The organism is Zoogloea sp. JDB1 (assembly GCF_056724025.1).
Genome location: NZ_CM161496.1, coordinates 2,813,762 through 2,834,971 on the forward strand (window position 1 = coordinate 2,813,762; position 21,210 = coordinate 2,834,971).

Sequence of the window (21,210 nt, forward strand, 5' to 3'; positions counted from 1 at the left end):
CCTTTAACGAAGGCGAATTCCGATTCACTTCTTCCCCCGTAGGAGAGCTCCATGGCTAGCACGAGCATCAATCCGACCTCGATGGCCAATTCCCTGGCCACGGCCTACACCCAGGCCGCCCAGGACCAACTGACCACCCAGACCAACAAGGCGCAGGCGACATCCACCGCGCTGAATTCCCTGCGCTCCGCACTCAACACCTTCAACAGCGCGGTGACGAGCCTCAGCGCCAAGAAGGGGTTGAGCCAGAACACCGCGACCTTCAGCAATCCGGCAATCGGCGGCGCGAGCGCCACGTCCACCGCACAGGCCGGTTCCTACTCCTTCTTCGTCGAAAAGCTGGCCACCGGCAGCCAGGTCGCTTACCAGGACCTGCCCGCCGCGGCGGCCTCCGAGGGCGGCCCGATCGTCGTACAGATGCCCGACGGCACGACGATCAACGTCGCGCTGGCCGATGCCGACAACGACGGCACCATCTCCCAGTCGGAAGTGGCGCGCGCCATCAACCTGGCCCCGACCAACCAGGGCAAGGTGACGGCCACCACGGTGAGCGCCAACGGGAAGACCCAGCTGCTGCTGACGGCGGCTCAGACCGGCGGCGTTGCCGACCCGCTGACGGGCGTCGTCCCCAACATCACCATCGATGCCAGCGGCTTGCCGTCCGGCGCCCTGCAGACTGCTCTGGGCGCCGCCCCGAACGTGCTGGCCGCAGCCCAGAACGCGGTGGTCTGGCTGGGCGCGCAGGGCACCGGCATCAAGCTGGAACAGGCCAGCAACACCTTCACGTCGATCCCCGGCGTCAGCATCAGCTTCAACCAGGCCATGACGGCCGGCGCCGCGCCGGTGACGCTGACGGTGGCCAGTGATGCCAGCGGCACCGCAGCCAACGTGCAGACCTTCGTCGATGCCTACAACGCGCTGAACAAGACGCTCGACAGCCTCACCGCCGCGGGCAGCGCCGACGGCAAGACGAGCGCCGGCGCGTTTGCATCCGACGCCGGCATCCGCGCGCTGCGCGGCAAGCTGAGCAGCATCCTGCGCCAGAGTTTCGGCGGTCTGAGCGTGATCGATCTGGGCGTGGCGAGCGACCGCAGCGGCGTGTTGAGCCTCGACAGCAGCAAGCTGAGCAAGGCCCTTGCGGCTCATCCGGATGGCTTGTCGCAGGTCTTCGGCAGCACCGCCACCACCGGCGGCAGTGGCCTGCTCGGCGCATTGAACGATTACGCCGGGGTGTGGCTGAACAGCGCCAACGGCCTTCTCAAGAACCGCCAGGACTCGGTGCAGCGCACGCAGACCGAGCTGACCGACAAGCAGACCCGTCTCGACGCCACCTTCAAGCTGTACTACGAGCGCTACCTGCAGCAATTCACGGCCCTGCAGACCCTGCAGGACCAGATGAGCCAGACCTCCGACATGTTCAGCAGCCTGAGCACCAGCGGCAACTGACCGACTTCATCGAACCACCGGGACCACCACCGTGCATCACTCCGCTTATCAGAGCTATCACAGCGACAACCTGGCGGCGCAGACCGCCCAGGCCTCGCCGGTACAACTCGTGCTGATCCTGACGGACGGCCTGATCGAGGAGCTGTTCCGCGCCCGCGCCCACATCGAGGGCGGGCGCTACGAGCAGAAGGCCCACAGCCTCGACCGGGCCCTGGGCATGCTCAACGGGCTGGCGAGCGCGCTCGACCTCGACTCGGGCAGCGACGTGGTGGCCAGCCTGGACCAGCTCTACGCCTACTGCGGGCAGCGCCTGTACCAGGCGGGCGTGGCGCTGGATGTCGGCATCATCGACGAGGTGGTCGGGCTGCTGAACACGCTGCGCAGCGGCTGGGAAGGCATGCAGGCCCGTCATGGCTGAACGGCTGGACCTTCTGGCCGCGCTGGCCACCCGCTTGCGGGCTGCGACGGCGGCCCGCCAGTGGGCGGCGGTCGGGCGCATCGACGGCGAGATCGCCGCGCTGCTGAAGAGCTTCCGCACCGGCTTTCCGCTCAGCAGTGCCGAGCGGCAGGCCGTGGATGCGCTGGCCGCCGTGCATGGCCTGGCCCGCGAAGCCTGCGCCGATGAGGCAGTCCGCATCGGCCGGCGGCTGGCGGAGATGTGCACCCATCGGGACGGCTGGATGGCTTACGCATTGACCGACTACGACTTGTCGGAGCCGCGCGCATGAGTATCGCCATGTCTGCCGATGGTCAGTCCGTCCTGCTGCCGATGGGGGCGGTCGCGGCGGCCAATGCGGGGCTGCCGACGACTGCCGCAATCGTCGGCGATGTCGGGAATGACACCCCCTTCGACGCTGCACTGCAGGCCTGTCTGGCCGAGCTGCCGGATGCCGTCGGCGTGCTTGCCGACGACCGGGCGGACGGACACGGCGCCAGCGTTGAGCCGTCTGAGGATGAGACCCGGTCGTCTGTGGCCCAGGGCGCGCCTGTCGTGCTGATGGCACTCATGTCGCCGTCGCAGGCCGCGCCGCTGGCAGTGCTGTCCTTGGCGACAGCGGACGTGGCTGTATCTGAGCCGGTAGGGATCACGACGACAGCCGTCGTCGGCCAGCCGCTGGCGCTCGTGCTCGCGACGGGGCAGGGGACGCCGCGTCCTCTCCCGTCGATGTTCCGGACCGCGTCCGAGCAAGCTGCCGCGCCGGCGGAGGCCGTACTGCCCACTACGCAGCCCGTGTCCGAACGGTCCGATGTTGCTACAGCGCGGATTGCCGTGCCGGGGGCGGTCCTGGAGAAGAGCGCGAGCTTGGCGTTGACGGATGGGCCGGATGGACTGCTTTCGAGTACCGCACAGCCGGTGGTTGCGGTTGGCGCGTCCGGCATCGGGCAGCCCATACCCGAGCAGCCGGGGGGCGCCCAGGAGCAGGTTGCCAGGCCGGATGCTGACCCAGGAGAGCCCACGCGTTCGGCGTCGCCGGACGGACGATCGTTCATGAGCATCGCACTGCCTGCACTTGTGCCCGGCGCATCCGGCGCGGGGCTGCCCGCGCCTGTGGGGGCGGATGTCGATGTGGCTTCGGATGCAACGCAGGGTGCCATTCCGGGGGCGATTCGGCGTTCGGCATCGTCGGACGGGCTGGATGGATTGCGCCTGGGTATCGCACGGCCAGCTGCCGCGGCCGGCGTATCCCCTTTCGTGCCGCCCGTGCCCGAGCGGCCCGGTGTCATTGCCATGCAGGTGGTAGCGCCGGGCGCCGTTCAGGAGGAGATCGGGCATCCGTCGCGGACGGATGAACAACCGGATTGGATGTCCTCGAGTCGCGCCTTGCCCGCGGCTGTGGCAGGAGTGTCCGCCGGCGCCGCGGCGCCGGCTGCAATGTCTGGGAGAAGTGCCGCGGAGACCGGGCGTTCTGCCTTGGTTGACGGCGTGGACCAACCGCAGCCGACGGCCATGCCACCGATCGGCAGCGCCGATCCGGCCTCCGCACGCAGTCCGGACGCAGCGCTGCGCCTGCCCAACGGCGACGCGAACCAATGGCGCCAGCCCCTCATGCAGGCCCTGGGCGAGCGTCTGCAGTTTGCCTCCGAGCGGGGCATCGACAGCGCGGTGATCCGCCTGGAGCCGCCGCGCATGGGCAGCATCGAGATCGCCATCCGCCACCAGGACGGTGCGCTGCAGATCAATCTCAGCGCCACCCACAACGAGGTGCTGCGCCAGTTGCAGGACATCAGCGACAACCTGCGCCACAACCTCGGCCAGCGCCATTCCGGCGACGTGACAGTGCAAGTGGCCGACGCGAGCGCCTCCCGCCCGGGGCAGGGCCAGGGCGACGGCGAACGCCAGCGGCAGCGTCAAGCCCAGGCCGAGCAGAACCCGGGCCGTGCCCTCGGCGATGCCGAGGCCGAGGCTGAACGTCAGTCCTTCCGTCTGGCCCGCAACGAGGAATGAAAGAGATGAGCAAACTGAACCGAACCCTCCTGCTGGTGGGCGCCCTGGTGCTGACCGCAGGCGTCGGCGCCGGTGCGGCCTGGTGGCTGCTGCGGCCGCAGGACGGCGCCACCAAGGTCGAAGCTGCGCCGGCCATCGATCCGCAGGAGTACCGCTACGTCAACCTGGAAAAGGTGATCGTCATGCTGCGCGGGCGTACCGGCGAATCGATGAGCCACTACCTGGCGATGGACCTGGTCTTCAAGACCCCGCTGAAGAGCGAGAAGACCACCAAGGAACACCTGCCGCTGCTGCGCAGCGTGGCGGTGATGGAGCTGTCCCGTTACTCCCAGGAAAAGGCCGCGGCGATGACTCTCGAGGAGTTCGCCGCCAACATCAACCGCGCCTTCAACGACCGCTATGCCCGCGAACACGGCGAAAAGCCCTTCGTCGAGGCGATGGTCAGCAAGCTGATCATCGAGTAAGCGGCCATGGACATGTATGCAGGTTACGCCGAACTGCAGGGCGGTGCCGTCGAACAGCGCTACCTGCTGCAGTACGTGCCGCTGGTGAAGCGCATCGTGCGTCAGCTGCGCTCCCAGATCGGCGCGGCGATGGAGCGCGAGGACATGGAGCAGATCGGCCTGCTCGGCTTGCTGGACTGCCTGCGCCGCTACGGTACGCCCGACGAGAAGTTCGGCGCCTATGCGTCGATGCGCGTGCGCGGCGCGGTGCTCGATGAGCTGCGCCGCCAGGACTGGCGGCCGCGCAGTGTGCGCCAGGAAAGCCACCGTCTGCGCGACGGCATCCGCGCCCTCAGTCGCCGCATCGGCCGCGAGCCGAGCGAGGCAGAGGTGATGCAGGCCCTCGGCCTGAGCCCGGAGGGCTATCAGGAGTTCCTGCTCGCCGAGAACGCCGAAGTGCTGGTCAGTTTCGACGAGGTGCTGCAGGAGATGGGCAGCCTGTCCGCCGACGGCCCGTCGCCGGAGGTCCAGCTGGTGCGCCGGCGCAGCATCGAGCAGGCCCTGCGGGCTCTCGACGAACGCGAGCAGCGGGTGATTCAGCTGTACTACGAATTCGACCTGAGCCTGAAGGAGATCGCGACGGTGCTCGACCTCACCGAAGCGCGGGTCTGCCAGATCAACAAGGGGGCGCTCCGCAAGATGCGGGCGTGCCTGCAACACTGAACGCCGGTCCGACGGAGCAACGCATATGCAACAACTCATCGGCATCGCCATCGTTCTCGGCACCGTCTTCGGCGGCTTCGTGCTCGGTGGCGGCATCCTCAAGGTCATCTGGCAGCCGGTCGAGCTGCTGATCATCGGCGGCGCGGCCGTCGGTGCGCTGGTGCTCGGCAATCCGCGCCACGTGCTGGCCGAGACCTGGCTGCAGATCCGCCAGATCGTCACCAGCCGCAAGCAGGGGCGGGAATTCCAGCGCCAGCTGCTGCTGCTCATGTACGAGCTGCTGCAGACGGCGGCCGGTGGCCTCAAGGCCCTCGACGCCCACGTGGAAGAGCCCCACAACAGCCCTTTGTTCAGCAACTATCCGCTGATCCTCGAAGAGCCGAAGCTGCTGGCCTTCATCGTGGACAATTTCCGCCTGATGGCGATGGGCAAGATCAACGCCCACGAACTGGAAGGTGTGCTCGAACAGGAGCTGGAATCCATTCACGACGAACTCGGCCAGCCCGCCAAGTCTCTGTCGAAGGTGGCCGAGGCGATGCCGGGCTTCGGCATCCTGGCGGCGGTGCTGGGCATCGTGATGGCGATGAACACGGTCGGCGAAGGTGCCAACTCGGCCGAGATCGCCGAGCGCGTGGCTGCGGCGATGGTCGGTACCTTCATCGGCATCTTCTTCTGTTACGGCCTGCTCGACCCCATCGCCAACATGATGAAGCAGGTCGTCACGCGGGAGCTGTCGGCCCTCGAATGCGTCAAGGTGGTGCTGGTCACCCACGTGTCGGGCAAGCCGGCGCTGCTGGCCATCGACGCCGGCCGGCGCCTGGTGCAGCTCAACATCAAGCCGAGCTTCGCCGAGCTGGAAAGCTGGATCAACGCCCTCAGCGGCGATCCGGACGCGGTGATGCAGCGACGCGGCGGAGCACGCGCGAATGCCTAGTCTGGCCGACAAGAAGCACGGCGAGGCCGTCGTCAAGCGGGTTTCCCGCAAGCACGACGAAGAAGCCCATGGCAGCGCCTGGAAAGTCGCCTTTGCCGACTTTTGCCTGGCGCTGATGTGCTTGTTCCTGGTGCTGTGGGTGATGGCCGCCCGCAATGCCGAGCAACTGGCCGACATCACCCGCACGGCCAGCGGCGAGTTCATGGAAGACGGCGCCGGCCGCAGCCCGGAGGCGGTGGGCGGGCCGCGCGGCAGTCTGATCGACCGCCTGCCGGTGCCGGATCGCGGCGACGATCCCAACGGCAAGTTGCGCTCCAATGGCGATGGCCAGGCCGGGCGCGAGCCGCAATTGTCGAAGACCCGCTTCGAGACCGCGTCCGACATGCAGGAGCTGGCCGACGTGGTGAAGCGTCTGAGCGCCGACACCGGCCTGGCCGGCAACCTGCTCACCGAGGTGAGCGCCCAGGGCCTGCGCGTGATGCTCCACGACACCGACCAGCGCGGTATGTTCGCCCGCGGCTCGGCGCTGCCCAGCGAGCCCTTCCGTGCGCTGCTGCGCAAGATGGGGCCGCTGTTCGCGCGCATCGAGAACCAGATGCTGATCCTCGGCCACACGGACGCCATGCAGTACGCCGATGCCGGCCCGTCGGCCTATTCCAACTGGACCCTGTCCAACGAACGGGCCATGCGCGCACGCATCAACCTGCTCGCCGGCGGTATGCGTCCGGACAGCGTGCTGCAGGTGGTCGGCATGGCCGACCGGGCGCCCCTCGACCCGAAGAACCCCCGTGCGGCGGTGAACCGCCGTATCGAACTGCTGATCCTGAGCAGCGAACAGGCCCGTAGCCTGTCCGCCACCTTCGGCATGCCTGCCGCGGTGGCCCCGCTGATCGACGGTGTGAACGTAGGCCTGCCCCGTGCCGGCGAAGCCGGCGCCGCCCGTCAGGGTGCCGACGTGCGCAGCCTGCTGGAGGGCGCTGCCCGCTAAGCCCATGCGAACCAAACCCAGAGAGTCCCGAATGAAGATTTCCGGTCCTTCCATCCCGATGACTTCCGCCGCTGCGACCTCCGAGGTCGCGCCGGTCGCCAACGTGCCCGCCGTCGCCCCTACCGCCAGCGCCGCCGAACAGGCGCCCTTGCAGTCGGCGGCGCTGCTACAGGCCAAGGAAGCCCTGCAGGCCATGCCCGAGATCGACCGGGCCAAGGTGGACGCCCTGCGCGACGCCCTGGCCAAGGGCGAGCTGCCCTTCGACGCCAGCAAGCTGGCGGGCCTGATCGACCGCTACCACGGCAGCCGCTCATGACCCAGCCGATGCAGCCCCCCACGCCTGCCCAGGCGCTGCTCCGCCTCGCCGCCGGCGTGCGCGCGGACGTGGTCGACTACGAGCGGCTGCAGGAACGGCTCGACGCGCAGTTCGACGCGGCCTTGCGCCACGACAGCGGCCGGCTGGCGGGGCTCGCCGACGAGATCGTCGCGCTGTGCAACACCCTCGACGCGCGGCGCCAGGAGCGCAACGGCTTGTTGCGGGTGTTTGCCGCCGCGCTGAAGGGGATGCCGCCCGCCGAGGCCGTCACGGCACTGCTGGCCCGCTTGCCCGAGAGTCAGCGCAGCGCGGCCCAGGCCGGCTGGAGCAGGCTGGGTGCGCTGGTGCGCGAGTGCAAGGCCCTTAATGTACGCAACGGCCAGTTGCTGATGGATCAGCACGAGATCATGCAGCGCGTACTCAAGGACGGAGACGATGTCTATGCTCCGGCCTGACGCCGTCTTCCGCAGTGGCGCAGCCTTCGACGTCATCGCCGACGACATCGCGCTGCCCACCGGCGGTGCCGGCAAGGGCGACTTCGCCGCGCTGATGCGCGATGTGAACCGGGAAGTGACGGACTTCATCGAGAACGGCGGTGGCGACAGCGGCGCCGTCATGGGTCTGGATGCGGCGGCGCGTGCCTATCTGGCCCGCCAGGGCATGGCGCCGGCTGCTGAGCCCGAACCGGCCAGCGCCGGCATCCAGCAGGACGGGCTGCCGGCGGATAGCCGCGCCTTCCTCGATGCCATCGCGCCGCTGGCCGCCGAGACCGGGCGCCGCCTCGGCGTGTCGCCGGACATCCTCGCCGCCCAGGCCGCGCTGGAGTCGGGCTGGGGCCAGCGGCCGATCCGCCAGTCCGACGGCGGCGACACCCACAACCTGTTCGGCATCAAAGCCGGCGGGGCCTGGCAGGGCGGCAGCGCGAGCATCGCCACCACCGAATACGAAGGCGGCGCGAAGCTGACCCGGACCGAGCGCTTCCGCAGCTACGCCAATCCCGGCGAGGCCTTCCGCGATTTCGGCCGCCTGCTGCTCGACAACCCCCGATACAAGGGGGCGCTCAACACTGGCAACGACGTCGCAGCTTACGCCCGTGGCCTGGCCCAGGGTGGCTACGCCACCGATCCCCAATACGGGGCCAAGCTGGCGCGCATCGCCGCCCGGCTTCAGTCGGGGGACTGAACGATGCCGACAGGTTCCACTTCGTTCGCGCCCGTCACCCGCGCCCGGATCACCCGGCCGGTGGCGCTGTTGCGCACGCCGATCACGTCGTCGCGGTGCCCTGCCTCGGTGGCTTCGCCGGTCGAGCTGACCAGGATGCCCTGGTTGCGCGCCACGATGGTCACGCTGGCGCCGCGGCGCACCAGCACCGCGGCGACCAGTGCGCGGCGGTCCACCAGCTGCCCCGGCCGCAGCGCGCGCCGGCTGGCCATGCCGACGAGCGCGGCCGGGTCGGAAAGCGCGTCCTGCAGGCTCACCAGCGTGCGCCGCTCCAGCCGCAGGTCGTCGGCGACGATGGGCTGGCCGCTGTTGAGCTGGCTGGCGGCCACCACGACCTGGGCGCTGAGCTCGGCGCGCACCGTGTATGTCTCGCTCCAGCCCGCCGCCGCGCAGCTCGCGACGAAGCGCATGCGCGACGGGAACTGGGTGTCGGCGGGTTCGACGCTGACGGGTCTGGCGCAGGGCTGGGCCTTCGGCGGGCTGCCGACCACCTCGATGGCGAACTGCGGCTCGACGAGCCCCAGGCGCACCGCTTCGGCGCTGAGGAACTGGCGCGCTGCCCGCGCCACGTCGCCGGTGGTGTCGGCCCGGGCTGCGGCCATGCCGGTGGCCAGCGCGGCGGCCAGCAAGGAATTGATCACGGATCTAGTTGTGGGGGGAAAACGCATGAGTATCGATTTCGACAAGGCTCTCGGAGTCCACGCCGACACGCTGAAGCTGCGTGCCGAGCGGACGAGGATTCTGGCATCCAACATCGCCAATGAAAACACGCCGGGCTACCAGGCGCGCGACGTGGACTTCGCGGCCAGCCTCCGCGAGGCCGTCGCGGGGCAGGGCGGCGCGGCGGGCGGCGATGCGGCCGAGCTGCGCTACCGGGTGCCCAACCAGGCCAGCGCCGACGGCAACACCGTCGAGCTGGGCGTCGAGCAGGCGGCGTTCTCCCAGAACGCGTCGGATTTCCAGACCAGCCTGAGCTTTATCAACATGAAACTCAAGGGCCTGGCCCGAGTCATCGAGGGGCAATAAGCCATGTCGTTCAGAAGCATCGCGCAGATCGCCGGAGCGGCCATGACCGCCCAGAGCCTGCGCCTCAACACGGTGGCCAGCAACCTGGCCAACGCCCAGACCGCCGCGCCCAGCGAGGACAAGACCTATCACGCCCGCAAGCCGGTTTTCGCGACCTATTACCAGGGCAGCGCGGACGGCCAGCCGGCAGTGGCCGGCGTGCGCGTGCTCGACGTGGTGCAGAGCAGCGAGCCGGTGCGCAAGGTGTACGAGCCCGGCAATCCCCAGGCCAACGAGGACGGCATGGTGTTCTATCCCAACGTCAACTCGGTGGCCGAGATGACCGACATGATGGAAGCCTCCCGCGCCTTCGAGACCAATGTGGAAGTGCTCGGCCGCGTGAAGGGCATGCAGCAGGCCCTGCTGCGGATGGGGGAGAGTTGAGATGAGTGCCGTTTTCAATTCCTCCACCAGCGCGACCAGCACCGCCAGCGACAGCGCTGCCGTCAAGAGCAACGGGCTCGGCGTCAGCGACGACATGTTCATGACGCTGCTGGTGGCCCAGATCAAGAATCAGGATCCGCTCAATCCCCAGGATCCTTCCCAGTTCGTGACCCAGCTGAGCCAGCTCAGCCAGACCTCGGCGCTGCAGTCCCTGGTCAGCCAGGGCAAGAGCGCCGCGACGCAGATGGACGGCCTGCAGACCCTGCTGCTCGGCGCGCGCATCGGCAGCGACGTGACGGTGCGCAGCGACAGCGTGGAGCTCGGCAACCAGGCCCTCAACGGCCGCTTCGAACTGGCCAGCGGCAGCGCTGCGACGAGTCTCGTGCTGACCGATGCGCTGGGCCAGGCTCATAGCGTGGCTCTCGGCAGCCGTGGTGTGGGCGTGAACACTTTCAGTCTCGATCCGGCCAGCCTGGGCCTTGCGCCCGGCCGTTACAGCATTGCGGTCAAAACCGCCGGCGGTGAGACGCCGGCGGTGGACATCGCCGGCAAACTGGAGAGCGTCCGTGTCTCCGGCAGTTCGGGGGTGGTCCTGAAGGTCACCAATGTCGGCGAGGTCGCGTCGTCGGCGATCACCGGTTTCAACAGTCCCGCAGGTTGAGTTTTCCGACCGTGCCCAACGAATAGTCCGTCATAAGGAATCCATCATGAGCTTCGAAATCGCCCTGTCCGGCATCAACGCAGTCAACACCCAGCTGGATACCATCAGTAACAACATTGCAAACTCGGGCACTTACGGCTTCAAGTCGAGCCGTGCCGATTTCGCGTCGGAGTACGCCGGCTCCCAAGCCACGGGGGCAACCGTTTCGTCTCAGACCCAGAGCATCGCTGTCGGTGGCGGTGTGCAGAGCACCGGACGCGGCATGGACGCGGCGATCCTCGGGCGTGGCTTCTTCGTCAGCAAGGATATGTCCGGCCAGTCCCTCTACAGCCGCGTGGGGATTTTTTCGGTCAATAAGGACGGATACGTGGTCGATGGTTCCGGGCGCCACGTGCAGGGTTATGCGGCGCTGCCGGGGAGTACCAGCCTCGGCGCGATGGGCGATCTGAAGGTGCCGGCCAGCCAGATGGCAGCCAATGCCACTGACAAACTGCAGTACGTCGCCAACATGTCGGCCGACTGGAGCGCGCCGACGGTGACGCCCTTCGACGCAGCCGATCCGCAGACCTTCAACGGTTCGATGGTTTCGATGGTGTACGACTCCCTCGGTACCCAGCACAGCGTGACCCAGTATTTCGTCAAGTCGGCGACCAGTGAAGTGACCGTTCATTACAGCTTCGACGGGGCGGTGCTGCCGGCCACGACGACCACGCTGCATTTTGACGTCAATGGCCAGCTCTCCACGCCGGCTGCGCCGGTCGCATTGGCCCTCGGTACGCCCGCCGGCGCTGACGCACTGACGGTGAACATCGACTACGCCGGCTCCACCCAGTTTGCCGGCGAGGCCACCACCAGCGCCAACGCCGCCAACGGCTACGCGTCCGGCTCCCTGAGCAGTGTCCAGATCGCAGAGGACGGTGGTGTCATGGTCCAGTACAGCAATGGCCAGAAGCAGCGCGCCGGCACCATCGCGCTGGCGACCTTTCCCGATGAAGGCTCGCTGACGCCGGCCGGCGGGACCAGCTGGATCATGTCCAGCGAGTCCGGCACGCCGCTGTTCTTCACACCGGGCAGCGGCCTGGCCGGCAAGCTGAGTGCCGGTGCGCTGGAGCAGTCCAACGTCGAACTCACCGGCGAGCTGGTCAGCCTGATGACGGCCCAGCGCAACTACCAGGCCAACACCAAGGTGATCTCGGCGCAGAGCCAGATGATGCAGAACCTGATGCAGGCGATCTAAGCCATGGACGCGCTGATCTACACCATCATGAGCGGCGCCGAGCGTGCCCTGCACGCCCAGCAGGTGCGGGCCAACAACCTGGCCAACGCCGACACCAGCGGCTTCCGGGCCGATATGGAGCTGGCCACCAGCCAGGCGGTGCCGGGCTACGGCTACGACAGCCGCCACTTCAGCCAGTTGCAGGCCAACAGCCTCAACATGCGCGGCGGCGGTGTGCGCGAGACCGGCCGCGACCTGGATGTGGCGATCAGCGGCGAGGGCATGCTGGCGGTGCGCTGGCAGGGCGGCGAGGCCTACACCCGGGCCGGCAACCTGGCCGTCGACGGCGACGGGGCCCTGACCGCCAACGGTCACCCGGTGCTCGGCGACGACGGCCCGATCGTACTGCCGCCGCACAGCCAGGTGGAGATCGCCACCGATGGCACGATCTCCGTGCTGTCTCCCGGCCAGCGCGACATGCAGCCGGTGGACCGCCTGAAGCTGGTGCGCGCCGACGCCGCCCAGCTCACCAAGAACGAAGCCGGCCTGATCGTCGCCCGCAACGGCGCGGCCCTGCCAACCGATGAAACGGTGACGGTCAGCAGCAAGCACCTGGAAAGCAGCAACGTCTCGGCGGTGGAGGAAATGGTGGCGACCATGAGCCTCAACCGGGAATTCGAAATCCAGATGCGCCTGCTCAAGTCGGCCGACTCGATGGCCGCCAGCGGCAATCACCTGATCTCCGAATAAAGGAAAAAGACCATGAATCCCGCCATGTGGATCAGCAAGACCGGCGTGCAGGCCCAGGATGCCAAGCTCCAGGCCATCGCCAACAACATCGCCAACGTGAACACCGTCGGCTTCAAGCGCGACCGGGTGGTCATGGAGGACATGTTCTATCAGGTGGACCGCCAGCCCGGCACCCAGGGCAACAACACCGGCGCGAGTTCGCCGGTGGGCGTGCAGCTGGGTAACGGTACGCGCTTGGTCGGCACCCAGAAGGTGTTTACCACCGGCAGCCTGCAGACCACCAGCCAGCCGCTGGATGTGGCCATCCTCGGCAAGGGCTTCTTCCGCGTGCTGCAGCCCAGCGGCGAGATCGGCTACACCCGCGCCGGTCAGCTGCAGGTCAGTGCCGAAGGCCAGCTGGTGAATACCCAGGGCCGCCCGCTGCAGCCGGAGATCACCATCCCCGCCGACGCCACCTCGGTGACCATCAGCGACACCGGCGCAGTGTCGATCACCCAGTCCGGCTCCGCCACGGCCAAGGAGGTCGGGCAGATCACCCTGTCCAACTTCGTCAATCCGGCCGGCCTGCTGGCCCTCGGCGAGAACCTCTACCAGGAGACCACCGCCAGCGGCGCGCCGACCGAGGCCAACCCCGGCGAGGAAGGCCTCGGCAAGCTCAAGCAGGGATCGCTGGAAGGCTCCAACGTGCAGGTCGTCGAGGAGATGGTGGACATGATCGCCGCGCAGCGGACCTACGAGATGAACACCAAGGTGCTGTCCGCCGCCGACAACATGATGCAGAACCTCGCCCAGGCGACCCGCTGAGATGTCCGCCGCCCACGCCCTGCCACGTATCCGGAACGGGTTGGCCGCCTGCGCTGCCGGCCTGCTGGCCGCGTGCGCGGCGATCCAGCCGGCGCAGATTCCGCCGCTCGACGACGGTGCCCGGCCGAATATTCCGGTTCCGGCTGCGCGCAAGGCGCGGGCCGGCGGCGTCTTCTCCGGCGAGCAACCGTGGGCCAGCACCGCCGACAGCCGTGCCTTCCGTCCCGGCGATGTGCTGACCGTGCAACTGGAAGAGACCACCCAGGCCAGCAAGTCGGCGGATACCGCCATCGACAAGAAGAGCGGGGCGACGCTGGCGCCGGTCACGTTGTTCGGCAAGGCGGTGAAGAGCACCGGCCTCGGCTTCGACGCCAACCGCAATTTCGCCGGCAACGCGTCGAGCCGCCAGCAGAACACTCTGCAGGGGGCGATCACCGTCATCGTGCAGGAAGTGCTGCCCAACGGCCTGTTGCGCGTCAGTGGCGAGAAGAGCCTGTACCTGAACCAGGGCGAGGAACTGCTGCGCCTGGCCGGCTACGTGCGCGCGTCCGACATCGACACCGAGAACCGGGTCTCGTCCCTGCGCATCGCCAATGCGCGCATCGCCTATTCCGGGCGTGGCACGCTGGCCGACGCCAACGAACCGGGCTGGCTGAGCCGCTTCTTCAACAGCCCCTGGAGTCCTTTCTGAGAGTCCGCCCATGAAAGCCTGTCTGTGCCTGCTCGGCCTTGCCGCCGCGCTGCTCCTTCCCGTCCCCGCGGTGCATGCCGCCCAGGCTCTCGGCCAGCTGGTCAGCGTCGAGGGCGTGCGCGAGAACCAGTTGCTCGGCTACGGTCTGGTCGTCGGCCTGCAAGGCAGCGGCGACAGCACCCAGGTCAAGTTTTCCAGCCAGTCGGTGAGCAACATGCTCAAGCAGTTCGGCATCAAGCCGCCGGAAGGCAACGCCTCGCGCCTGAAGAACGTGGCGACGGTGATGGTCAGCGCGGTCTTTCCGCCGGGCTACCGGCGCGGCCAGCAGCTCGACATCACGGTGTCGTCGATGGGGGACGCCAAGAGCCTGCGCGGCGGCATGCTGCTGCTGACGCCGCTGCGCGCCGCGGATGGCGAGATCTACGCGCTGGCCCAGGGCCAGCTGGTGGTCGGCGGCGTCGCCGCGCAGGGAGCCAGCGGCTCCAGCGTGACGGTCAACAGCCCGACCTCCGGGCGCATTCCCAACGGCGCCACCGTCGAGCGGGAGATCGAGAGCGATTTCGACACTCAGCCGACGATCCGCCTGAGCCTCAAGCGCCCCCATTTCCGCACCGCGACCAATATCGTCGAGGCGATCAACCGCCGCTACGGGCAGCTCGCCAGCACCCGCGATGCGACCAGCGTGGACGTCATCGCACCGCCCGACCCGACCCGCCGGGTCGCCTTCGTGGCCGACCTGGAGACGCTGCCGGTGGAGATCGGCGAGAACCGCCCGAAGGTCATCTTCAATTCGCGTACCGGCACCGTGGTGATCTCGGAAGGGGTGCGCGTGCGTGCCGCGGCGATCTCCCACGGTTCGCTGAAGGTCGTCATCTCCGAGATGCCGCAGGTCAGCCAGCCGGGCCCCTTCGGGCGCGGCCAGACGACGGTGGTGCCCCAGTCCCAGGTGAAGGTGGAGCAGAGCGGCGGACGCATGTTCAAGTGGCCGTCCGGGGTCAGCCTGCAGGCCATCATCGACACCGTGAACAGCATCGGCGCCAATCCCGACGACGTGATGGCGATCCTGCAGGCCCTCGACCAAGCGGGCGCCATCGACGGCGAACTGATCGTCATCTAGGAGAGGCCCGTGAAACTGAATCCAGCCCTGTCTTCATCGGTGGCCCCGACGGCGGCCGAGCAGACCCTCGACCTGCCGCGCGGCGCCGGCGGCGAAGACGCCGAGCGCGCCCGCGTGGTGGCCGCCGCCGAGAAGTTCGAATCCTTCTTCATCGCCGACATGCTCAAGCAGATGCGCAGCGTGACGCGGGAGATGGCCGACGAGGACAGCATGTTCCAGAGCCACATCAACCAGGACATGCTGGAGATCGCCGATGGCAAGCTGGCCGACGTGCTCGCCGGGCAGCGCGCCTTCGGCGTGGCCGACGCGATCCTCGCCCAGTTGCAGCCCGACGCACGCAGCCCGGCGGCCGGCGGCACCGGGGCGCGGCCCGTCTCTGCCGGCCCGCTTCCCGCCGCCATCCCGTTTAAGCCGCGGCCCTGAGTGGTCGCCTTTCCGTGAGAAAGGGGCTGTCGCATCTGCGCCGCCCCGACACAGGAACCGCCTGCCCATGAGCATCATCAACAACGCACTGTCCGGCAGCCTGGCCGCCCAGGTCGCCCTCAACGCGACCAGCCAGAACACCGCCAACATCATGACGCCCGGCTACACCCGGCAGGGCGTGCTGCTGACCGCCCTCAAGCCGGCCAACAGCGGCCTGTCCGCCGGCAGTGGCGTCGAGGTGTCGGCGCTGACGCGCTTTGCCGACAGCTACAAGAGCCAGCAGATGTGGCGGGCCGCGACCAGCCTCGGCCAGTACACCGTCACCCAGCCCTACCTGACCCAGCTGGAGCAGGTGATGGGCGACTCGACCGCCGGCCTCAACAGCGGCCTGGATGCCTTCTTCAGCGCCCTTAACGCGGCCAGCGTGGACCCCACGTCGAGCCCGCTGCGCCAGCAGGTGATCACCACCGGGGAGGCGATGGCCCAACGCTTCAACAGCCTCAACCAGGTGCTGTCCAACCAGCGCGCGTCGGTACAGCAGCAGCGCACCGCGGCGGTCGGCCAGGTCAACACGCTGTCGACGGACATTGCGACGCTGAACAAGCAGATCTCCGCTGCCATGGCCAGCGGGGTCAATGCCTCGGGCCTGATCGACGAGCGGGATCAGAAGGTCGATTCGCTGGCCAGCCTGGTCGGCGTGCAGGTGGTGGACCAGAACGACGGCACGCGCAGCGTGTCCCTGCGATCCGGCCAACCGCTGGTCGTCGGCGGTATTGCCGCCACGCTGGGGGTGAGCACCAAGGTGGATGGCTCGCAGATTCTCAGCGTGAATTTTGCGAAGGAGAGCTTCAAGCTGCCGGTCAGCGGTCTGGGCGGCCAGCTGGGCGGGTTGGACGAGCTGGAGCGTGGCGTGCTGGTGCCGACCATGCAGTCGATCACCGACATGGCGAGCCAGATGTCGTCGGCCATCAACACCCAGTTGCAGGCCGGCTATGGCATGGACGGCAGCCCCGGCAAACCCTTGTTCATCTTCGATGCGAGCAGCGTGACCGGCATGCTGCGGGTCGATTCGTCCATTTCCGCTCAGGCGCTCGGCTTTTCGTCCGATCCCAGCCTGCCCGGCGACAGCGCCAACCTGAAGCAGGTGATTGCCATTCAGCAGGCGCCGCTGGCATTGGCATCGCTGGGGACGGTGAGCCTCGGCGACGCGGTGACGCAGCTGGTCGGCAAGCTGGGCATGAGCAGCCAGCAGAACCAGACTTCCCTCAAGACGGCCCAGACGGTGCGCAGCCAGAGCGAGGACAGCTGGGCGTCCACCAGCGGCGTCAACCAGGACGAAGAGGCGATGAACCTGGTCCAGTACCAGCAGATGTACAAGTCGAACATGAAGGTCATCGCGGTGGCCAACGATCTGTTCGACGCCACGCTGTCGATGCTGGGCTGACGGATGCCCGGCCCTTCGTCCTTGCCCGCCGACCCGGATGGCAGCCCGGAGAGTGTCGAGCCGGCCTTCGTCCAGCGGCGGCGCTACACTCGGGTGCAGGCGCCGGTCGGCCTGCCCTTCATGGCCGAGTTCACCTTGGGGGGGCGGCTCCGCGTGCTGGGCGTGGACGATCTCGCCCGCGGCGGCATCGGACTGCGCGCATCGCCGACGCAGGCCACGCTGCTCTACGTTGGGCGGCGTCTGCCGCGCGTGTGGGTCGAGCTCGGTTCGGGGCGCAGCTTCCTGACCGAACTCGAAGTCCGCTCGCGGCGGCTTCTGCACACCTTCCTGCTCGGTCAGCAGTACGTGGTTGGGTGCCGCTTTACGGGCCTGTCGGCGTCGGCGGAGACCATCGTCGAACATGCCGTGGCCGAGCTGGAACGGCACCAGAACGTGGCGGCGGCGCCGACCCAGTCCCTTGAAAACCAGTGAGGCCAGCGATGCGCATATCCACCACCCAGTATCACAGCACGATGAGCAGCACGCTGCAGACGGCTTCATCCCGGCTCGAGACGGTCATGCAGCAGATGTCCACGGGGCAGAAACTGCTGCTTCCGTCCGACGATCCGATCACCGATGTGCGCCTTTCCCGGTTGAACCGGGAGGAGTCCGCGGTGAAGCAGTATCGCGACAATATCGGTGCGCTGAAGGTCCGCCTGAGCCAGAACGAGGTGAGCCTGGACAGCATGAACTCGGACATGATGAGCGCCCGCGACCTGATGGTGTGGGCCCTTGACGGGGCCAACTCGTCGGAAGACGTGGCCGCCATGACGTCGTCCCTCAAGGCGATCGGCGACAGCCTGTTCTACGGCGCCAACGCCAGGGATCAGGAAGGGCGCTACCTCTTCTCCGGCACCAAGACCTCGACGCAGCCCATCGTTTATGACGCGACCCAGCCCGCCGGCTCCCGCTACAGCTACCAGGGCAATCTGGGGCAGCAGCAGGTGGCCGTCGGCAACGGCGTGACGCAGAGCGCCAATGTGACCGTCGAAGAGATGGCCGCGATGCTCAACCAGCTGGAAGCTACGGGCAGCGCACTGAGCGCCCCGGGGGCGAGCGCCAATGTGCCGGCGACGCGGGCGCAACTGACCGCTACCCTCGACACCATCGATACGACGATGGGCCAGTTCAGCAGCAAGATCGCCCATCTGGGCGGCATGCAGAACATTCTCGAAACCCTGGACGGCAATTTCGCCAACGTCAGCCTGTCCAACCAGCAGGCCTTGATCGACCTCGGGCAGCTCGACTATGGCGACGCGGTGATCAAGCTCAATGGCTACACCCAGGCGGCGCAGGCCACGCAGAAGGCCTATGCGCGGGTCAGTCAGCTGTCCCTGTTCGACGTGATCTGATCGATGGCGGCATCGATGCAGATCTCCGCCATCCAGGCCCGCGGCACGACGGCGGCCGGTGTGGCCGCCGCGCCGCGCTCGTCGGCCACGCCGGCGTCGGGGCGTGATGCGGGGCCGGCGTCGTCAACGCCGATCCTCGCCCTCACGGGCGACCGCGGTTTTGGCCAGCGGGAAGGACTCAACCGGCAGGCTTCCGCGCTGCAGCTGACCCAGGCCTTCACCGGCCGCGCGCAAGTGCTGCTCGCCGACCTGAAGAAAGGCGTCGGGGACGCGCTGGCCGGACAGCAGATGTCCGGCACCGGTGTGCAGCCGCAATTGCAGCGCTTTGCCGATTTCTGGCAGACCCGCCCGAGCGCGACGGACGGCAGCGTGGATGGCACGTTGCAACTGGTCGGCGCCGGCGAGGCCCGCCAGAGTTTCCGCGTGCGTGGGCTGGATACGTCCGGCGTTGCGGCTGCGGGGGCGGAGACGCTGCAGTTTTCCGTGCGCGGCCGTCTGTCCGCGCGGCTGTCCATCGAGCCCGGTTCGTCGCCACGGGTCGTCGGCCGGCGCCTGGATCTTGCGCTGGCGCCCCTGGGCGTGCGTGTGGCGGTGGATGCCGACGGCGTGTTGCAGTTCAGTGCCGCCGAAGCCGACTGGCCGGCGGTGCGCGACAGCCTGCAGGTCAAGGGGGAGGGCCGGCGCTACCCGACCGGCCAGTTCAGCCGCGTGCGCATCGATGCCGACGCGGCGGCAATCCGTCCCGATACCTGGAAGGTCGACAGCCCGGCGGCCCAGCGCCAGACGCTGCGTGCCGTGGTGCTCGCCGGGCAGGCGCTGGAAACCCTGCAAAGCGCCACCGACAGTGCGCTGATCCATCTGGCGGCCGACGTGGGGGCGCCGGACACCGGGGAGGCGCAGCGCGTCCACGGCCTGGCGACCCAATTCGAGACCGAGGCCCGTACCGCCTCCTTCGCGGCGCTGGCCGACGTGCTGCCGGCCACCCGCGGCCTCACCCGCGAACGGGTTTCGGCACTGCTGGGGTTGGCTTAGTCTCCGCCGCTTCAGCCCCTCTGCGTCCTGCTTTTCCCCGATCCGTTCCGGCGTCGATGCGCGGGGGACGGCGCGCATTCCCGGTCCGTTTTCCATGCTGCGCCCGGTGGGAGACAGACCGGCCGCGCGAATGGCGGCTCACTACTCCCTGTCGGGAAATCTTCTCGAAATGATTTAAGGATTTTCGCCGGGCAGTCGCCTTTGACTGATGAGGGCGCAGGAACGGGTGCCCTGAATGAACAACCTAGATTAGGAGTCTTGCCATGCTGAGCCTCAATACCAACATCGCCTCCCTGACCTCGCAGAACTCTCTCGCTGCGACCCAGAAGAATCTGTCCACCTCGATGGCCCGTCTGGGCACCGGCTTCCGCGTAAACTCCGCGATGGACGATGCGGCCGGCCTGCAGATCGCCACCCGTCTGGACTCCCAGACCCGTGGCATGGCGGTGGCCCAGCGCAACGCGCAGAACGGCATCTCGATGATGCAGACCGCCGAAGGCTCCTTCAAGGAAGTCACCGACATCCTGCAGCGCATGAAGGATCTGGCGACCCAGTCCGCCAACGGAACCTCCTCCTCGGATGACCAGACCTCGATGCAGGCGGAATACGATTCGCTGGGCGACGAACTGACCAACATCATGAACAACACGACTTTCGGCGGTACCAAGCTGCTGAAAGGCGGCACCATTGCCGGTTCGGTGACGTTCCAGATCGGTGCCAGCGCCAGTGAGACGATGATCGTCAACCAGGCCACGAACATGACCGCTCTGGACACCGCTCTGGGTGCCGCATCCGGTACCTACACGACCCCCGGTACCCCCGGCACCGACATCACCAGCGTTGCAGGCGCAAACGGTACGATCACCAAGCTGGAAACCGCCATTGCTGCCGTCAGCACCGTGCGTTCCGCCCTGGGTGCCGCGGCTAACCGCCTCGACCACGTCTACAACAACCTGGCCAACATGAGCACCAACACGGCTGCCGCCAAGGGCCGGATCATGGACGTGGATTACGCTTCCGAAACCGCCAACATGACCTCCAAGCAGATGCTGATGCAAGCCGGCACCTCCATGCTGAAGCAGTCCAACAGCATGTCCCAGATGGTCATGTCGCTGATGCAGTAATCATCCGCCACAGGATGACGGATGCCCCCGCCCGGCGGGGGCAGAGTGCGACCCGATGCCGCTCCCCGCGCCATCGGGTTTTTTTGCGCGTGATGTTCGTCAGTCGGCCGCGGGGCGCCAGCCGGGGTGCTGGAAGTAGGTGCCGTAGGACTGCAGGGCCCGCTGCAGGCGGGCGGCGCCGGCGTGCCGTCGGGCGGGCGTCTTGCTGCGCATCATCTCCGCGCCGCCGAGTATGTCGGCGATGACGAGGTGCAGCATTTCGTCGGTCTCCGGGGCCAGCCGGCAGTGTTCGACGGCGTAGGCGACCTTCCGCTCGACGGTGGCGGCGAGGGCCGCGTAGTCGCGCTTGCCGAAGCGTTCCCGGTGAATGGCCGGTAGCGCGTCGGCCAGGGCCCGGTTGATGTCGCCCATCACCTGGCGCAGCGTGGCGTCGGTTTCCCATTGGGCACCGGCGTTCAGGTGCAGCGTGGTATCCGGTGCGGCGCCGTGGTGCTCGTGGTGGTGGGCGTCGGCGGCGAAGGACGCCTGGCCCGGCGCGGCCAGCAACGTGAGCGTGCCAAGCGTCAGGGCGAGCCATTGTCTGGTCTGCAT

General features: G+C 67.9%; 27 protein-coding genes. 25 read left to right on the forward strand and 2 right to left on the reverse strand.

Translation table 11 applies throughout. The features are described from left to right. Positions 1–51: 51 nt before the first annotated feature. From fliD to AC1PPK_RS12610, 11 genes are read left to right on the forward strand one after another with little or no spacing between them, the layout of a single operon-like run. The gene (gene fliD / locus AC1PPK_RS12560) at positions 52–1,446 is read left to right on the forward strand and encodes a flagellar filament capping protein FliD (protein ID WP_481118147.1); all 1,395 of its coding nucleotides are present in this window, start codon (positions 52–54) and stop codon (positions 1,444–1,446) included. A 31-nt stretch (positions 1,447–1,477) separates the two neighbouring features. Beyond that, entirely contained in the window at positions 1,478–1,864 is a 387-nt protein-coding gene (gene fliS, locus AC1PPK_RS12565; protein ID WP_481118148.1) for a flagellar export chaperone FliS, read from the forward strand. Next, complete coding sequence (locus tag AC1PPK_RS12570; RefSeq protein ID WP_481118149.1) at positions 1,857–2,174, forward strand: hypothetical protein; 318 nt, start codon at positions 1,857–1,859, stop codon at positions 2,172–2,174. The genes fliS and AC1PPK_RS12570 overlap by 8 nt, the downstream gene beginning before the upstream one ends. Beyond that, entirely contained in the window at positions 2,171–3,892 is a 1,722-nt protein-coding gene (locus AC1PPK_RS12575) for a flagellar hook-length control protein FliK (RefSeq protein ID WP_481118150.1), read from the forward strand. Before AC1PPK_RS12570 ends, AC1PPK_RS12575 begins: the two co-directional genes overlap by 4 nt. Before the next feature lie 5 nt (positions 3,893–3,897). Then, a complete protein-coding gene (locus tag AC1PPK_RS12580) occupies positions 3,898–4,356 on the forward strand; it encodes a flagellar basal body-associated FliL family protein (RefSeq protein ID WP_481118151.1) in 459 nt (152 codons plus the stop codon). Positions 4,357–4,362: 6 nt separating this feature from the next. Beyond that, on the forward strand, positions 4,363–5,058 hold the full coding sequence (gene fliA, locus AC1PPK_RS12585) for an RNA polymerase sigma factor FliA (RefSeq protein ID WP_481118152.1): 696 nt from the start codon (positions 4,363–4,365) through the stop codon (positions 5,056–5,058). Between the two features lie 25 nt (positions 5,059–5,083). Further along, positions 5,084–5,992, forward strand: coding sequence for a flagellar motor stator protein MotA (motA, locus tag AC1PPK_RS12590; RefSeq protein WP_481118153.1), 909 nt, complete (start codon positions 5,084–5,086; stop codon positions 5,990–5,992). Next, the gene (locus tag AC1PPK_RS12595) at positions 5,985–6,980 is read left to right on the forward strand and encodes a flagellar motor protein MotB (RefSeq protein WP_481118154.1); all 996 of its coding nucleotides are present in this window, start codon (positions 5,985–5,987) and stop codon (positions 6,978–6,980) included. The genes motA and AC1PPK_RS12595 overlap by 8 nt, the downstream gene beginning before the upstream one ends. Before the next feature lie 31 nt (positions 6,981–7,011). Then, on the forward strand, positions 7,012–7,296 hold the full coding sequence (flgM, locus tag AC1PPK_RS12600; RefSeq protein ID WP_481118155.1) for a flagellar biosynthesis anti-sigma factor FlgM: 285 nt from the start codon (positions 7,012–7,014) through the stop codon (positions 7,294–7,296). Beyond that, the gene (gene flgN, locus AC1PPK_RS12605) at positions 7,293–7,751 is read left to right on the forward strand and encodes a flagellar export chaperone FlgN (protein ID WP_481118156.1); all 459 of its coding nucleotides are present in this window, start codon (positions 7,293–7,295) and stop codon (positions 7,749–7,751) included. Before flgM ends, flgN begins: the two co-directional genes overlap by 4 nt. Further along, a complete protein-coding gene (locus AC1PPK_RS12610; protein WP_481118157.1) occupies positions 7,738–8,478 on the forward strand; it encodes a glycoside hydrolase family 73 protein in 741 nt (246 codons plus the stop codon). The genes flgN and AC1PPK_RS12610 overlap by 14 nt, the downstream gene beginning before the upstream one ends. Here the strand turns inward: AC1PPK_RS12610 and flgA are convergent. Further along, entirely contained in the window at positions 8,463–9,158 is a 696-nt protein-coding gene (gene flgA / locus AC1PPK_RS12615) for a flagellar basal body P-ring formation chaperone FlgA (protein WP_481118158.1), read from the reverse strand. The two genes, AC1PPK_RS12610 and flgA, sit on opposite strands and share 16 nt — an antisense overlap. Positions 9,159–9,183: 25 nt before the next feature. Between flgA and flgB the strand changes: the two genes are divergently transcribed. The 14 genes from flgB (at position 9,184) to AC1PPK_RS12685 (ending at position 20,619) form a co-directional block, all read left to right on the forward strand. After that, positions 9,184–9,543 carry a flagellar basal body rod protein FlgB gene (gene flgB / locus AC1PPK_RS12620; protein WP_481118159.1) on the forward strand — a complete coding sequence of 120 codons (360 nt, stop codon included), beginning with the start codon at positions 9,184–9,186 and terminating at the stop codon, positions 9,541–9,543. Between the two features lie 3 nt (positions 9,544–9,546). After that, the gene (gene flgC / locus AC1PPK_RS12625) at positions 9,547–9,966 is read left to right on the forward strand and encodes a flagellar basal body rod protein FlgC (protein WP_481118160.1); all 420 of its coding nucleotides are present in this window, start codon (positions 9,547–9,549) and stop codon (positions 9,964–9,966) included. A 1-nt stretch (position 9,967) separates the two neighbouring features. Continuing rightward, positions 9,968–10,627 carry a flagellar hook capping FlgD N-terminal domain-containing protein gene (locus AC1PPK_RS12630; protein WP_481118161.1) on the forward strand — a complete coding sequence of 220 codons (660 nt, stop codon included), beginning with the start codon at positions 9,968–9,970 and terminating at the stop codon, positions 10,625–10,627. A 46-nt stretch (positions 10,628–10,673) separates the two neighbouring features. Continuing rightward, entirely contained in the window at positions 10,674–11,864 is a 1,191-nt protein-coding gene (locus AC1PPK_RS12635; protein ID WP_481118162.1) for a flagellar hook protein FlgE, read from the forward strand. A gap of 3 nt (positions 11,865–11,867) precedes the next feature. Next, the gene (locus AC1PPK_RS12640) at positions 11,868–12,593 is read left to right on the forward strand and encodes a flagellar basal body rod protein FlgF (protein WP_481118163.1); all 726 of its coding nucleotides are present in this window, start codon (positions 11,868–11,870) and stop codon (positions 12,591–12,593) included. 12 nt (positions 12,594–12,605) lie between these two features. Then, a complete protein-coding gene (gene flgG, locus AC1PPK_RS12645; protein WP_481118164.1) occupies positions 12,606–13,397 on the forward strand; it encodes a flagellar basal-body rod protein FlgG in 792 nt (263 codons plus the stop codon). A 1-nt stretch (position 13,398) separates the two neighbouring features. Continuing rightward, positions 13,399–14,088 (forward strand): flagellar basal body L-ring protein FlgH, encoded by a 690-nt coding sequence (gene flgH, locus AC1PPK_RS12650; RefSeq protein WP_481118165.1) that lies wholly within the window; start codon positions 13,399–13,401, stop codon positions 14,086–14,088. Positions 14,089–14,098: 10 nt separating this feature from the next. Next, positions 14,099–15,205 (forward strand): flagellar basal body P-ring protein FlgI, encoded by a 1,107-nt coding sequence (locus tag AC1PPK_RS12655; RefSeq protein ID WP_481118166.1) that lies wholly within the window; start codon positions 14,099–14,101, stop codon positions 15,203–15,205. Between the two features lie 9 nt (positions 15,206–15,214). Next, entirely contained in the window at positions 15,215–15,628 is a 414-nt protein-coding gene (locus AC1PPK_RS12660) for a hypothetical protein (protein ID WP_481113415.1), read from the forward strand. A gap of 67 nt (positions 15,629–15,695) precedes the next feature. Further along, positions 15,696–17,072, forward strand: coding sequence for a flagellar hook-associated protein FlgK (gene flgK / locus AC1PPK_RS12665; RefSeq protein WP_481113416.1), 1,377 nt, complete (start codon positions 15,696–15,698; stop codon positions 17,070–17,072). A 3-nt stretch (positions 17,073–17,075) separates the two neighbouring features. After that, on the forward strand, positions 17,076–17,543 hold the full coding sequence (locus AC1PPK_RS12670) for a PilZ domain-containing protein (protein WP_481113417.1): 468 nt from the start codon (positions 17,076–17,078) through the stop codon (positions 17,541–17,543). 8 nt (positions 17,544–17,551) lie between these two features. Continuing rightward, a complete protein-coding gene (gene flgL, locus AC1PPK_RS12675; RefSeq protein WP_481113418.1) occupies positions 17,552–18,463 on the forward strand; it encodes a flagellar hook-associated protein FlgL in 912 nt (303 codons plus the stop codon). Positions 18,464–18,478: 15 nt separating this feature from the next. Further along, a complete protein-coding gene (locus AC1PPK_RS12680; protein WP_481113419.1) occupies positions 18,479–19,495 on the forward strand; it encodes a hypothetical protein in 1,017 nt (338 codons plus the stop codon). 263 nt (positions 19,496–19,758) lie between these two features. Next, complete coding sequence (locus AC1PPK_RS12685) at positions 19,759–20,619, forward strand: flagellin N-terminal helical domain-containing protein (protein WP_481113420.1); 861 nt, start codon at positions 19,759–19,761, stop codon at positions 20,617–20,619. A 99-nt stretch (positions 20,620–20,718) separates the two neighbouring features. Here AC1PPK_RS12685 and AC1PPK_RS12690 read toward each other — a convergent pair whose 3' ends face one another. Then, a complete protein-coding gene (locus AC1PPK_RS12690; protein ID WP_481113421.1) occupies positions 20,719–21,210 on the reverse strand; it encodes a hypothetical protein in 492 nt (163 codons plus the stop codon).

What these genes read in the sequence shown, in the direction of transcription:
- fliD (WP_481118147.1), top strand. Translation starts at nt 52, where the DNA reads ATGGCTAGCACGAGCATCAATCCGACCTCGATGGCCAATTCCCTGGCC.
- AC1PPK_RS12570 (WP_481118149.1), top strand. Translation starts at nt 1,857, where the DNA reads ATGGCTGAACGGCTGGACCTTCTGGCCGCGCTGGCCACCCGCTTGCGG.
- AC1PPK_RS12575 (WP_481118150.1), top strand. Translation starts at nt 2,171, where the DNA reads ATGAGTATCGCCATGTCTGCCGATGGTCAGTCCGTCCTGCTGCCGATG.
- AC1PPK_RS12580 (WP_481118151.1), top strand. Translation starts at nt 3,898, where the DNA reads ATGAGCAAACTGAACCGAACCCTCCTGCTGGTGGGCGCCCTGGTGCTG.
- fliA (WP_481118152.1), top strand. Translation starts at nt 4,363, where the DNA reads ATGGACATGTATGCAGGTTACGCCGAACTGCAGGGCGGTGCCGTCGAA.
- motA (WP_481118153.1), top strand. Translation starts at nt 5,084, where the DNA reads ATGCAACAACTCATCGGCATCGCCATCGTTCTCGGCACCGTCTTCGGC.
- AC1PPK_RS12595 (WP_481118154.1), top strand. Translation starts at nt 5,985, where the DNA reads ATGCCTAGTCTGGCCGACAAGAAGCACGGCGAGGCCGTCGTCAAGCGG.
- flgM (WP_481118155.1), top strand. Translation starts at nt 7,012, where the DNA reads ATGAAGATTTCCGGTCCTTCCATCCCGATGACTTCCGCCGCTGCGACC.
- flgN (WP_481118156.1), top strand. Translation starts at nt 7,293, where the DNA reads ATGACCCAGCCGATGCAGCCCCCCACGCCTGCCCAGGCGCTGCTCCGC.
- AC1PPK_RS12610 (WP_481118157.1), top strand. Translation starts at nt 7,738, where the DNA reads ATGCTCCGGCCTGACGCCGTCTTCCGCAGTGGCGCAGCCTTCGACGTC.
- flgB (WP_481118159.1), top strand. Translation starts at nt 9,184, where the DNA reads ATGAGTATCGATTTCGACAAGGCTCTCGGAGTCCACGCCGACACGCTG.
- flgC (WP_481118160.1), top strand. Translation starts at nt 9,547, where the DNA reads ATGTCGTTCAGAAGCATCGCGCAGATCGCCGGAGCGGCCATGACCGCC.
- AC1PPK_RS12630 (WP_481118161.1), top strand. Translation starts at nt 9,968, where the DNA reads ATGAGTGCCGTTTTCAATTCCTCCACCAGCGCGACCAGCACCGCCAGC.
- AC1PPK_RS12635 (WP_481118162.1), top strand. Translation starts at nt 10,674, where the DNA reads ATGAGCTTCGAAATCGCCCTGTCCGGCATCAACGCAGTCAACACCCAG.
- AC1PPK_RS12640 (WP_481118163.1), top strand. Translation starts at nt 11,868, where the DNA reads ATGGACGCGCTGATCTACACCATCATGAGCGGCGCCGAGCGTGCCCTG.
- flgG (WP_481118164.1), top strand. Translation starts at nt 12,606, where the DNA reads ATGAATCCCGCCATGTGGATCAGCAAGACCGGCGTGCAGGCCCAGGAT.
- flgH (WP_481118165.1), top strand. Translation starts at nt 13,399, where the DNA reads ATGTCCGCCGCCCACGCCCTGCCACGTATCCGGAACGGGTTGGCCGCC.
- AC1PPK_RS12655 (WP_481118166.1), top strand. Translation starts at nt 14,099, where the DNA reads ATGAAAGCCTGTCTGTGCCTGCTCGGCCTTGCCGCCGCGCTGCTCCTT.
- flgK (WP_481113416.1), top strand. Translation starts at nt 15,696, where the DNA reads ATGAGCATCATCAACAACGCACTGTCCGGCAGCCTGGCCGCCCAGGTC.
- AC1PPK_RS12670 (WP_481113417.1), top strand. Translation starts at nt 17,076, where the DNA reads ATGCCCGGCCCTTCGTCCTTGCCCGCCGACCCGGATGGCAGCCCGGAG.
- flgL (WP_481113418.1), top strand. Translation starts at nt 17,552, where the DNA reads ATGCGCATATCCACCACCCAGTATCACAGCACGATGAGCAGCACGCTG.
- AC1PPK_RS12680 (WP_481113419.1), top strand. Translation starts at nt 18,479, where the DNA reads ATGCAGATCTCCGCCATCCAGGCCCGCGGCACGACGGCGGCCGGTGTG.
- AC1PPK_RS12685 (WP_481113420.1), top strand. Translation starts at nt 19,759, where the DNA reads ATGCTGAGCCTCAATACCAACATCGCCTCCCTGACCTCGCAGAACTCT.
- AC1PPK_RS12690 (WP_481113421.1), bottom strand. Translation starts at nt 21,210, where the DNA reads ATGCAGACCAGACAATGGCTCGCCCTGACGCTTGGCACGCTCACGTTG.